We start from the raw sequence: 12,670 nt of genomic DNA on the forward strand, positions 1-12,670 counted from the left end.
ATGCACACGGAGCTGCAAAATTTCAGTTACATCTGTTTTCTGTAGGTAAGAGAAAAGCCTGTACTTCGGTGTTTTCCTCGAAATACAGGCTTTATCGTTTTGGCAGGGGCAGAAGGACTTGAACCCTCGGCACGCGGTTTTGGAGACCGCTGCTCTACCAACTGAGCTATACCCCTATTAACAAATGTATTTTATCAATGCAACATAATAATTATATCAAAAGAGCAGCAAGCTGTCAATACATTTGAGAAATATTTATTTTTTAACTTATTCAGACTGTTTTTTTATGCATAACTGATTCAAAGCATTACAATGTATTGTCCTATAAGGACCGATAATAATAAAGACTATATTCCCATATTATTCTGCGGCAATTTTTAGTGCCTTGAGAACTTTCTTCTGTACAGGGAACCTCTCCCTGCGAGGACAATTCTTGTCATACAACTCATAAACTGCGGAGGCGTCCTCCCTGGAAAGTATATCTATCAGTTCAAACGTGAAGCCATGTACCGCATTCATGAGCCAATAAGCGCTTAAATATTCCTTATTTTCTTTCTGAACGCTGTAAATATATGAAAGGACTTCTCTTATCTCTGCAGAAGCAGGCTTTGAAACCGCATATTCCTTCAGGAGTTTTTCCAGTTTATCTGAAAAGCATTCATGGCATGGATCATCAGATATCTTCTTACCCATACCAAACAGCCCGTCACCGATTTTTTTCTCTTTTTCAAGCTTTTGCACCTGCGCTATATATTCGCCATAAAGCTCCTTTACCTTATCCAAAATCACAGGCTTCTCCCCTTTCAGACAGTCCCTCTTTCAGATCCATTGCTTTCCGCACTGTCCTCTTCCTCAACCGTTTCCGCTTCGACAATTTCATCATCAGCCGAATGATCATCTTTTATCCTGGCTTCATCAAGGTCAGTAAGGAACCGTTTTCTCGAATAGATAATAAACGCTATAGCTGCTGCCATAAAAACACCGCCGATTATCCAGCACACTGTCCTGCTCATTGAGGTATCCTCAGCAGATGATATCTTAAAGGCAATCCAGCATATATAAACAGCTACTACCATTCTCAGAACAACAGCCTTACAAGCTCTTGAGCGCTTTTCTTCATCATATTTTACCTGATTCATAACTTATATCCTCTCGCATATTTATACATATTACGGCCCGGAGTTCCCCATGACAACTCCGAGCCGTATTCTTATTTTTAACCTGCCTTACCGGTCTTTTTATTTGATACAACATCAAAGATAACAGCTATAAGAAGAACTGCACCCTTGACTACATACTGCCAGTTGTTGTCAAGACCTTTGATTGACATACCCTGGTTGATAACACCGAGGAGTATAGCTCCGACTACAACGCCTCCTACTGTACCGCTTCCGCCGTATGCAGAAGCTCCGCCTATGAAGCATGAGCCGATAGCGTCCATTTCAAAGGAGTTACCTGTATCGCCGTTTACAGAGCCTACACGTGCCGCAACAAGGAGTCCCGAAAGACCTGCGAGGAGCGACATTGAAGTATAAGCCATGAAGTATACCTTATTTGTATTGATACCTGAGAGCTTTGTAGCCTTCTCGTTTCCGCCGACTGCGTAGAAGTAACGTCCGAAAGCAGTCTTGGAAGTAATGAATGCATAGATAAATACTATTGCGAGCACCCATATAGCCATTACAGGTATACCCTTATAATGTGCAAGCTTCCATGTGTAAGCAAGCACAAGAGCGTCTATCACAATTATCTTTGCGAACTGAGATATGACAGATGCCTGCTTATAGCCCTTCTTAGTTTTCTTGATACGGTTAAGAACAGTAATCACCACAAGAACGGCTGCGATGATTATACCAAGGATAAAAGCCGACCACTTTACCTTCTGCGTGTCAACTGACGGTATCTCGATATAAGAAGCGAAGATATCAAGGAACCTCTTACCTACAGAACCCTCTGACTGAGTTATGGCTATAGTCTTTGAATCCAGTATCGCACGTCCGAAGCCTCTGAACAGGAACATTCCCGCGAGGGTACAGATAAAGGGCGGTATGTGTATATAACCGATCCAGAAGCCCTGCCACATACCGATGATACAAGCGAATACAAGGCAAAGCAATATAACGATTATCGGATTCATATTATGATTTGTCAGCATCTTAGCGGCTATAGCGCCTATCAGGCAGACCGTCGAGCCGACCGAAAGGTCGATATTACCGCCTGTGAGGATACACATGAGCATACCGCAGGCAAGCACCAGAACATATGCGTTCTGTATCAGAAGATTTGAAAGGTTCTGGGGATAAAGAAGTCTCTTGTCCGTCCACCAGGCGAAGAATATAAATACCACGACCAGAGCAATGACCATGGTGTATTTTTTTATGAATGTTTTAACGTTCATAGTTAACTCCTTAGATCATTTATTTTTTGTCGGACTGGAGGATAGCAGACATTATCTTTTCCTGCGTCGCTTCCGAAGCAGGCATCTCCGCCACCATCTTGCCCTCGTTCATAACGTATATACGGTCGCACATACCGAGCAGTTCAGGCATCTCCGAGGATATCATTATAACTGATTTTCCCTGTGCCACAAGGTCGTTCATTATGCAGTAAATCTCATACTTTGCACCAACGTCGATACCTCTTGTGGGCTCGTCAAGGATAAGCACCTCAGGATCGGCGAACATCCATTTGGAGAGCAGTACCTTCTGCTGATTTCCTCCTGAAAGGTTGCCTACAGCCTGCTGGACAGAAGGCGTCTTTGTACGCAGCTTTTCCTTATAGTCCTCTGCGACAGCGTTTTCCTTGTTGACATCTACGATACCTTTTTTGCACACCTTTTCAAGACGGGACAGCGTAATATTCTGGGCAATGCTCTCTTCAAGGATAAGACCGTTGCCCTTTCTGTCCTCGGTAACGTATGCAAGACCTGCCTCTATAGCGTCACGGACGTTCCTGAGATTCTTTTCATTTCCGTCGATCTTCAGGTCACCGCTTATATTGGTACCGTATGACCTTCCGAAGATAGACATTGCGAGCTCAGTACGTCCTGCACCCTGCAGGCCGGAAAAACCGACTATCTCGCCGCGGTGGACGTTGAACGATACATTGTCAACGACTTTTTTCTCATTATATATCGGATGGTGAACGCTCCAGTTCTTTACCTCCATGCCGACCTTGTCGCTTACATTATGCTCACGGGAAGGATAACGGTCGCTGAGTTCACGGCCTACCATTCCGCGTATGATACGTGCTTCGTCGATATTATGACCTTCATTGTCAATGGTCTCGATAGTTGAACCGTCACGAAGAACTGTTATCTTATCGGCAACATATGAGATCTCATTGAGCTTATGTGAAATGATTATCGAAGTCATACCGTCCTTCTTGAAGCCGAGAAGGAGATCAAGGAGCATTTTTGAATCCTCTTCATTGAGGGAGGATGTCGGCTCGTCAAGTATAAGCAGCTTTACATTCTTGCTGAGCGCCTTGGCTATCTCAACAAGCTGCTGCTTGCCGGTACCGATATCCTTTATCAGAGTAGTCGCCTCTTCTTTAAGACCGACCTGCTTCATATGCTCTCCTGCTTCGTAGTAAGTCTTGTCCCAGTCTATACCGAAACGGCCCTTGCGCTCGTTTCCGAGGAACATATTCTCACCTATGGAAAGCTCCGGGATAAGCGCAAGCTCCTGATGTATGATTACTATTCCCTTTTCCTCGCTGTCATGCAGCGTTTTGAACTGGCAAACCTCGCCGTTATAAACAATATCACCGGAATATGTTCCGAAAGGATATGTGCCGCTGAGTACGTTCATAAGTGTAGACTTGCCGGCACCATTCTCGCCGACGAGAGCGTGTATCTCTCCGGGCTTCACCTGAAGATTAACATTATCAAGGGCTTTTACACCGGGGAATTCCTTAGTGATATTTTTCATTTCGAGAATAAATTCTGCCAATTATATCCCTCCTTTACCATGTCTGACAAGCTTTTCGCAGCTTGATACAGGAAATATTTCCCGAATGCGCCTATTTCATTCAGAAAAAGGGGCAGACTTCAGCCGCCCCCCTTTTCAGACATTATTCTTTTTTATTGTTCAATCAGGTTGTTGAAGCTGTTGACTCAAGGTACTTGTTGCTGCTGTCCCACTTGTAAAGACCTGTATCTACAAGCTTATCCAGTGAATCCTTTGTGATTACATAAGGAACGAGGAGGTATGAAGGAACGACCTTGACCTTGTTGTCATATGTTGTTGTATCAAATGTAGCTTCAGCAGAGAGGCTGAGGTTTCCGTCAGGTGTCTGACCGGAAAGGATAGCCTTTGCAACGTCAAGTGTAACGCCTGCTTCATCGCTTACGTTCTTGTATACTGTCATCGACTGCTTGCCGTCAACGATGTTCTGGAGGTTGGCGATATCGCCGTCCTGACCTGTTACGATAGGTGCATTGCTTCCGCCGTAGTCCTGAGTGATAGCCTGAGCTACACCAAGAGCTGTGGAGTCGTTTGAGCAGAGAGCAACGTCGAGCTGTGTACCGTCTGAATAATATGAAGCAAGAGTGTTCTGCATATTCTCAAAAGCCTTGTCTGTAGACCATGTAGGAGTTGCAACCTGCTCGAATGTGGTCTTGCCTGAAGGAACCTTGAGCTTGCCTTCGTCAATATAGGGCTTGAGAACGTCGAATGCTCCGTTGAAGAAGAAGCCTGCGTTATTGTCTGCAGGGTCACCTGCTGTGAACTCTATATTGAAAGGACCAGCCTCGCTGTCAAGCTTGAGTGCGTCGCGTACATACTCACCCTGGAGCTTACCAACTGTATAGTTATCGAATGATACATAGTATGAAACAGCGTCTGTATTCATGATAAGACGGTCATAAGCGATAACAGGGATATCTGCTGCCTTAGCGTCAGCGAGTGTCTGAGAGAGAGTCTCACCGTCGATAGCAGCGATAAGAAGAAGGTCTACCTTATCAGCGATCATTGACTGGATATCGTTGTTCTGCTGCTCTGTTTTATTATCTGAGTACTTCAGGTCAACCTTATAGCCTGCATCCTCGAACTGAGCCTTGAGGTATTCACCGTCACGGTTCCAGCGTTCGAGAGACTTTGTAGGCATAGCGATTCCGACTGTCTTGGAGCCGCTGCTGCTTTCTTCAGCCTTTGTGGTAGTTTCGTCAGCCTTGGCTGTTGTGGTTGTTTTGGTTCCGTTGTTGCTGCTGCCATTGTCTGTTGTGGTTGAATTGTCACCACATGAAGCCAGTGTGCCCAACATAACCATAGTAGAGAGTACTGCAATAAACTTTTTCATTAGATTTTCCTCCTTAAATGTTAAAATTAATATGTGAAAAAATTGTTGCCATACATTAACAAATAACTTATACTAATACTTAGTATTCTACACAATTTTGCCTCTCATGTCAATACGTTATATGTTATCTTTGGTGGATTGTATAATACAGCAGTAATAATTATGTACAAAATGCCAATTGACTATCCCTGAGATATCACTTTTGTGCCATTTTTTAATAAACCGAACATAAATAATCCACTGAAAACATATCTGCGCCGTAGTTTTTGCTGTTTCGTCATCTGCAACAAAGAAAGAGATCCGGACACACGTCCGGACCTCTCACAGATCAATAAAGTCTCTTTTTCCTTCTTCTTATCAGTACTGCAGCACCACCTGCAAGCAGAGCAGCAGCTCCGCAGCACACCTTGAACCATGTCTTGTGAATAAGTATCCTCATCCCGCTTGTGGTAACAAGAATATTTTTGTAATTGAATTCACGCTCATTGTCAGCCATGTCCGTAAGGACAACTCTTACGTCATGGGCGTGGCTCGCGTTGGATATTTCAAATGAGCACTCGTCACCGTAATAGCTTCTTCTGATCTCCTTGCCGTCGATATATACCTTTACATTCTTTAGCATGATATTATCCGATACAGCAAGACGCGCGGTAATGCTTTCATTCTTGTAAGCTGTATTCTCGGAGAAATTAAGCGGTATGCACAGAGGCTGAGTCTTGTCGATGTAGAACTCGACATCAGCGTCCTTTTTATCGGAATTGCTTATATTGATATTGCCTGCCTCGTCCCTTGAATGTATGGAAACTGAATATTTTGCGTCCTTTTCAAAGTTCTTGGCGAATACAGTATATGTATACTCCGACCACTCATCATCTCCGCCGCAGTATTTTACGCTGTAATCCTCGCCTTCCTTCAGCTCAACCATGTCCGAATCCTTTGTGATGAAAACGCTCTGGTGAGCCGCATGGGCGTCGGGATTGCGCTCAACGATCACGATATCCTGTTCTCTGGAAATAAATCTTCCGCGAATGCTTCTTGTATCCTGATCTATCTCAAATACCGAACCGTACCTGTTTACTGAGAACCTGAAATCCTTCTCTATCTTGTTATCGGCGTTATCCCTGGCACTTGCTTTTACCTTGTAGATATCATCATTTTCTTCATCATCGGGGATATTGTCAAAAACGTACTCATATCCGCCGGAGACCTCGTTAAGCTTTCCTCCGAGGTCAATGTTATCGCCGCGGTTTGCGCCGTCTACCTTTACCTTTATGCTGTCCTTGTTGATATTTGTATCCTCAAAGGCGATACGGGGTCTTATCTCAGAACCGTTGTAGGATCTCTGCACCTCTCCCGCATCTATCGAAGGCTTCGCCGTATCGACACAGAATCTGCCCGTGTAGGTCTCAAGAGGATTTCCGGCTTTGTCCTTACCGGATATCCTTACGACATACTCGCCGTCCTTATCAAAATAAACTGATGAGGTGCTTTCCCTGCCCGCTGTCTGCCACGAAGAAAAAGCAGGGAATCCGTCAGTACCGCCGTTATAAGTGCCGCTTACCTCTATCAGCTGCGGATCGAAGTTGCTGTCGGTGATCGTGAATACTGCCCTGACAGCCTGATTGTAGTAATGATCGTTGGCGATACTGCCATCAAACGCTTCCTTCAGCACAGGCGGTGTCATATCAATGATGAAGCTCTCATCAACGACATTTGACTCCCAGTCGCACCTGTCGGTGCAGCTTACTTTCATCACATAATCGCCGTCAGTATTGAAATCCCTCACAGCACTGTACACAGCGCTGTCTGTGCCTTCAACTCCGCCTGTAAGCTTCCATTCGAACTTCTCCTGCACGCCGTTGACAGTGACAGAGACACGTTTCTCGTCGAAATTGCGCTCATTCACTTCTATTACGGCATGGCGCTCGGAGCTGAATATCTTTTTGCCGGGATCCGCACCGTCTGAAAACTTCACGCTCACCTTCGGAGCAACTTTATCTATGCTTAGTCCTGCTTCTGTCAGCTCAGCAGTATTTCCGGCATTGTCAGTAAATCTGAGACCGATACTATTACCGTTTGCGTTTTCGGAAACAGTTATTTCCCGCGCGGCTTCTGTAACGAGCCCGTCGATTATGGCATTTTCCGGTATTTCCCACTCACCGGCACCATCCTGATTGACAACTGTTTCGGAAGAATTTCCCGGAGCTGACAGTTCTATTCCGGCAATACCCGAAAAACTGTCCTTTACAGTGAGCTTTGCGCTGACGTCTGACCTGTAAAGAGGCTTTCCGTCAGCGTCGGTATATTTTGTTTCAGGCAGCTCGATCAGAACAGAAGAAGTTTTTCTGTGCATATCATAGCTTTCTGTTATTATGCCGTATGATTCAGCTTCGGAAGAAACCTTGGACACATTGCTCTCAGCCTTTGCACGTACCCTGCCCTTGAAATCTGCCGGTATGTTCAGTACAAAGGTATTATTGTGCGGAGTTGCCGAATTATCAAAAGTTTCGGTCCTGACAGTATTACCGTCACTGTCAAGGAACGTCACTTCCGCGCTTCTGATACCGGAACTGTGTATTCCCTCGTCAACAACTACCCTGAGTTCCGTTCCGCCGTTTGCGAAAACGTCATATCTGAAATCGCCGCTGCTTATAATGTTCCTGCCCCTGACACTGATCTCCGTCACCTTTGGCACAGAGCTGTCAAGGAATATATCCCTGCCTGCGATAACGCTGGTTTTGCCTGCCAGATCGGTGGCAGAAAGCCTGATGTTTATACTGCCGTCTGAGTTCAGCGTATGCTCTTCGCCCAGAGGAAGCTCTGTTTCACCGCATATAAGCTTTGCGGTAAAGCCTTCCGCACCTTCACCTTTCGCAAAAACGAGCCGGTAGTCACCGTTTGCGAGCTTCTCATCGTCGAGACCGTCTGCGGCTGCATCAATAACGGACATCTTACCGTTTATTTCAATATTTAATGCCGCGATACCGGAGCATATCTCAGGATTTACATCCTTTGCACTTACGGAAAGAATGATATCCGAATATTCGCTGAACCAGGTCTTTGTACCGCCGGCTGTTTCCTCGGTATAGGTCTTTTTACTGTCGGAAATATCTTTAATGCCGCATACAGGCTTTTCATTGTCAATGATGAAGTAATACTTTTCACCGTTCTCGCTGCTCTTCCATGAAGACTTATTCTCCATCATATCCTCGCTGTCAATAATGACAGGTATCTTATCGTTTCTGCCGTTAAGATCACTTTCCGAGATCATGCAGGAGAAGCTTCCGCTGCTGTGGTCGTATTTCATGGGGATACCGTCTGTCCCCTCGCCCAGACGCATCTTCACAGCCTTTACTCCGGAGCCTTTTTCATCATCAGCATAAACGCTGATACCGGTCCCCGCTTTCAGCACGAAGATATTGCTGCTTCCGCGCACATTGGGAGCACCGTTCAGTTTTATACCGTCGTTCTTTATAACAGGGGCTTTGCCGTCTATCATAACATGGACTGTCACTTTATCGGCGCTTATATTGAAGCTGTTGTCTGCTGCAAGAATATCAATATCCTCTTTAAGAAGAGAATTCTTCATTTCATCGTCAGCTGTGAAATTTACTTTGAACCTGCCGTCAGAGCTGAATGAGAGCCGTGGGACACAGTGTGAATCAGCTGTCTTGTTTTTATCGGCAGTTATGTATTTTTCCAGCAGTGAGTCGATGTCCGAAGCACTTGCCGTGAGCCTGCTCACAGAGGCTTTGAGTTTATTTACAGCAGCTTTCTTTTCCTCGTCTTCAAGCTCCTCCGACTCACTTGCAGCACTTAGCTTTGCCTTTTCGGCAGTTATCAGAGCAGAATAGTATCTGCTTATATCGCTTCTCAGCCCTGCGGCGTCTGTTCTGAGCAGATCCCTGAAATAACCGTAGGTATTCTCATAGTCCGAATACTTTTCCGCTACTTCATCAAGTCTGAACTCGGAAAGCTCACTGATAACAGCAGCTTCAGCCAGACGCATATCCTCGGTCTCGATATATGGTTTCAGGTTATCCGTATCGCTCCAGCCATTTTCAGGTCTGTCAAAGCGGTAATTCTTCACAATTATCGAAGCTATTTCACCGCTGTCTCCGGAACCGGCATTTATAAACCGGTCATATATATTCCGGAGCTCCTTTTTATCATAATATGAAAGCGTACTTCCATCAAATTTAAGCTCGTCCTTATCAGTTACCGAAAATTCCGCTTCAAGTCCGTTTTTGCCGGACCAGCCGCCTGTACTGTCAGCCGAGGTATGCACGGAGCTTATCTTTGGAGCTGTCCTGTCCAGATAGAAGCATATGCTGTTTTTCAGACTGTCGGTATAATTCCCGTCTTCTCCGTCAACAAGATTTCTTACAAGAATGAATCCCGATTTTTCAGGATCGTCTATAGTCATAACTATCTTCTTGTTTTTGTCCTTCAGCACATAGCTTTCCGATTTCAGAGCGCCGTTTTTCAGTGTGTTTATGATAGCTCTCTTGTTCTGGAAATCATCACCGAACTTCATAAGCTCGATTGACGTATCCATAGATTCTATTGTATAGCAGTTTTCGCTCCTCTGAACTATACTGCTGTCAGGCTTGTAGATAAATGTATCATCCTCGCCGCTCTTAGTGAATTTCCTGTATATCAGGGTAACGGAAGTCATATCATCCCTGTAGCCCAAACTGATGCAATTATTCTTTTTTTCAAGCTCTGTGAAGATGTTCTGGTATATATCATTTTCAGCGCCTGCGTAAATATAGCTGTTCAGGAAACGGTCCTCGTCGCAAAGCAGCGGCACTTCATAGGTAAAGCCGGCGTTTGCGGCTCTGACAGGAACATAATATGTATCCTGAACATCATCGCTTCCCTCATATTTCACGATGACTCTTACCGATTCATCAACACCCGAGACAGTCAGCTCGATATTGTTCCTGTATCTGAACTCTTCTGCTTCAAGTATCTTATTCAGTTCAAGTACGCCGTTTTCGTCAGCATTGAATAATTTGTCTGTTCCGTCGCCCTTTATGTTAAAGAAACACTTCTTAGTGTCTTCACCCGATCTTACAGACAATAAATCAATATCGCTCCATCTGACAGTATATCTCTGATTGCCAGAGGGATACCTTTTACCGCCGCCTTCAAGTGTATAATCGGTATTTGAAGACAGATTCAGCACAAAGCATCTCGGAGCAACGACTATATCGCTGTTGCCGTTATTCTTCAGGACATACTGATCGTTTTCACGGTTTTCTCTTCTGAGCTCCGCACTTTTTTCAAGCTTTACGCTTAAAGGATCGGAGCTGCCGTTGACTGTAAACAGGTCAGACGGAGTTATTGTCAGCTCTGAACCCGCCTTGTAGTATTCAAAGTTTCCCCTTGTTTCCTTGCTGCCAGCCTCTTTGGGCGATACAGTTATCGAATCATCGGTATTGTCATTCCTGTCGTGAATCAGGGAATATTTGTAATATACAGTGAAATGGAGCTCATCATCAGTTGATGTTTCTTCATTGAATATAAACAGGTACTGATTTGAGATAGCCCATACGTCGTCCTTATTGATCTCCTGATCCGCAGGAACAGTGCAAAGCTTCTCATGATCTCCCGAAACGATCTCGTTCGGTCCAAAAAAGTATCCTCTGAATACACTGCCTATAAGGAAGCTGGTATCCGTTTCGTTTATATCCGCGTTATCTGCGATAAGTCTGTAGGTCTTTTTTGCAGCCGTTGTGACGGCAGTTGTTGTAGTGGTCTCGGCAGTAGTGACAGAGGTAGTTGTTACAGTAGTAGTTTCAGCAGTAGTAGTATCATCATCGTTACCGTCAGGATCAGGCTCTTCGGGAGCTTCCGGTTCTTCCGGAACAGGGCTTCCGGGACCTGGCGGCGGAGCAGCACCTTCGTCGGGAGCTTCAGTTATCCCATGATCGTCAGTCTGAGCCGCAACAGCAGCCGACACCTCTGCCGCAGGCAGTACGCACATGGAATGCGATAGGAAAACGAGAGCAGCCACAAAGGCAATATTCTTCCTGAAATCGAATATCCCGTTATTCACTTTGATCTACCTCCTCTTCTCAATATAAGCACTATTGCCGTTCCGAGTTCGAGCAAGACCGCAATAATCACAGGAACGAGCATACTGTTATGTTTTTTCTCTTTATCCGCCGTCTGTTCAGGGATCTCCTCTGCTGCAGCGGCTGTCGCTGCCTGTTCTTCGGGAGAATCATATACCTCCGGCACTACAGTTTTCAGCGCGGTATCCTTTTGAGTCGTCACCGCAGTCATAATAACAGCGGATTCAGTCTGCACCTGAACCGTTGCCGCTTCGGAAGTGACAGTTTCCTCAGCTGCTTCCCCGCGGACAGGTTCCTGCTCCTGGGCTGCTCCGGTGCTTTCCTGAACGGCATTATTGTCGGTCACAGTTATACTTCCGCCTTCAAGGTCAGAGAAATACTCCTCATAGAAACGAGCCGACCTTTTATTGTATGTATCTATAAATATCTTTTCATCACCGCATTCTCTCAGGAAAGATATATCATATCTTCCGGTCTCAGCGCCGGCGGGCACATTCACTCTAAGGCGTCCTATTTCCCTGTCGCCCTGAAATCTCTCGCCGTCCGCGGTAAAGCAGAGCGAAAAGGTATTGCCCTGTCCGCCGCAGCTGCTGACAAGCACTCCTGCTATACCGTCTATATCCGTACTCACGACATTCGTGTCAAAGCTCAGCCTGCTGTCAAGCTCCGCTATGACCTTTATTGCTGAAAAGCCGGGATTATTATGCACGTACAAAGGCACTTCGGCAACAATATCCCCGTTCATGCTGTCTTTTTCTATCTCTATGCTGCCGGCGGAAACTCCGAGGTTCTCAGGCGGCGGATAATATACCGCCTCTGCTATGCTGATATTTACCGCTGAAGCTGCGATCGCCGCTGCTGCCAGTCCTCCGAATACTGATCTCTTATCCATCATCTTCTCCAATTACTGTCTATAACATCAGGATCAGCGTTTATAACAAGTATATTCCGCGTTATCCTGAAATCACTGTTCTTATCCTCATTGTTTACTATTACTGTTGCGTCTGTTTCGTCATCCTTCTTTGGTGCGACCACTACAGTTATCTCACCGTTTTCAAGCTCTCTGCGGAGCTCCTCTTCCTCTGCGCCGGCAATATCCGTGATATCGTTCATTACCTGCGGGACCGTCACTGCATGAGACGCGGTGCTTCTTCCGGATCTGAGTTCTGAGATCATGCCCGAAACTATCCTGTACCTTGCCGCGATAAGTATCGCAGTGAGCATAAGAACGATACCTATCCCAAGGAATATTTCAGAAAGTATCTGCCAGTAAAATGAACTCATCC

The 12,670-nt window shown here is 45.5% G+C and carries 8 protein-coding genes and 1 tRNA gene; all 9 read right to left on the reverse strand.

Annotated elements, in window-relative coordinates:
- Positions 1-100 precede the first annotated feature (100 nt).
- Positions 101-176: transfer RNA gene (locus QZZ36_RS07800), tRNA-Trp, on the reverse strand.
- Between the two features lie 184 nt (positions 177-360).
- Positions 361-783, reverse strand: coding sequence for a hypothetical protein (locus QZZ36_RS07805; RefSeq protein ID WP_295079521.1), 423 nt, complete (start codon positions 781-783; stop codon positions 361-363).
- A gap of 20 nt (positions 784-803) precedes the next feature.
- Complete coding sequence (locus QZZ36_RS07810; protein ID WP_295079525.1) at positions 804-1,139, reverse strand: hypothetical protein; 336 nt, start codon at positions 1,137-1,139, stop codon at positions 804-806.
- A 77-nt stretch (positions 1,140-1,216) separates the two neighbouring features.
- Positions 1,217-2,398, reverse strand: a complete 1,182-nt coding sequence (locus QZZ36_RS07815; protein ID WP_295079528.1) for a sugar ABC transporter permease — start codon at positions 2,396-2,398, stop codon at positions 1,217-1,219.
- A gap of 19 nt (positions 2,399-2,417) precedes the next feature.
- Positions 2,418-3,953 (reverse strand): multiple monosaccharide ABC transporter ATP-binding protein, encoded by a 1,536-nt coding sequence (gene mmsA, locus QZZ36_RS07820; RefSeq protein WP_295079531.1) that lies wholly within the window; start codon positions 3,951-3,953, stop codon positions 2,418-2,420.
- 142 nt (positions 3,954-4,095) lie between these two features.
- Positions 4,096-5,301, reverse strand: coding sequence for a sugar-binding protein (locus tag QZZ36_RS07825; RefSeq protein WP_295079534.1), 1,206 nt, complete (start codon positions 5,299-5,301; stop codon positions 4,096-4,098).
- Between the two features lie 328 nt (positions 5,302-5,629).
- Complete coding sequence (locus QZZ36_RS07830) at positions 5,630-11,365, reverse strand: hypothetical protein (RefSeq protein WP_295079537.1); 5,736 nt, start codon at positions 11,363-11,365, stop codon at positions 5,630-5,632.
- Positions 11,362-12,276, reverse strand: coding sequence for a hypothetical protein (locus tag QZZ36_RS07835; protein ID WP_295079540.1), 915 nt, complete (start codon positions 12,274-12,276; stop codon positions 11,362-11,364). The genes QZZ36_RS07830 and QZZ36_RS07835 overlap by 4 nt, the downstream gene beginning before the upstream one ends.
- On the reverse strand, positions 12,276-12,668 hold the full coding sequence (locus tag QZZ36_RS07840) for a hypothetical protein (RefSeq protein WP_295079543.1): 393 nt from the start codon (positions 12,666-12,668) through the stop codon (positions 12,276-12,278). Before QZZ36_RS07840 ends, QZZ36_RS07835 begins: the two co-directional genes overlap by 1 nt.
- Positions 12,669-12,670: the final 2 nt, after the last annotated feature.

The organism is Ruminococcus sp. (assembly GCF_016287535.1).
Taxonomy (GTDB): Bacteria; Bacillota; Clostridia; order Oscillospirales; family Ruminococcaceae; genus Ruminococcus.

Excerpts from the sequence above, each read along its gene's own strand:
- QZZ36_RS07810 (WP_295079525.1), bottom strand. The coding sequence starts at position 1,139 with ATGAATCAGGTAAAATATGATGAAGAAAAGCGCTCAAGAGCTTGTAAG.
- QZZ36_RS07815 (WP_295079528.1), bottom strand. The coding sequence starts at position 2,398 with ATGAACGTTAAAACATTCATAAAAAAATACACCATGGTCATTGCTCTG.
- QZZ36_RS07825 (WP_295079534.1), bottom strand. The coding sequence starts at position 5,301 with ATGAAAAAGTTTATTGCAGTACTCTCTACTATGGTTATGTTGGGCACA.
- QZZ36_RS07835 (WP_295079540.1), bottom strand. The coding sequence starts at position 12,276 with ATGGATAAGAGATCAGTATTCGGAGGACTGGCAGCAGCGGCGATCGCA.
- QZZ36_RS07840 (WP_295079543.1), bottom strand. The coding sequence starts at position 12,668 with ATGAGTTCATTTTACTGGCAGATACTTTCTGAAATATTCCTTGGGATA.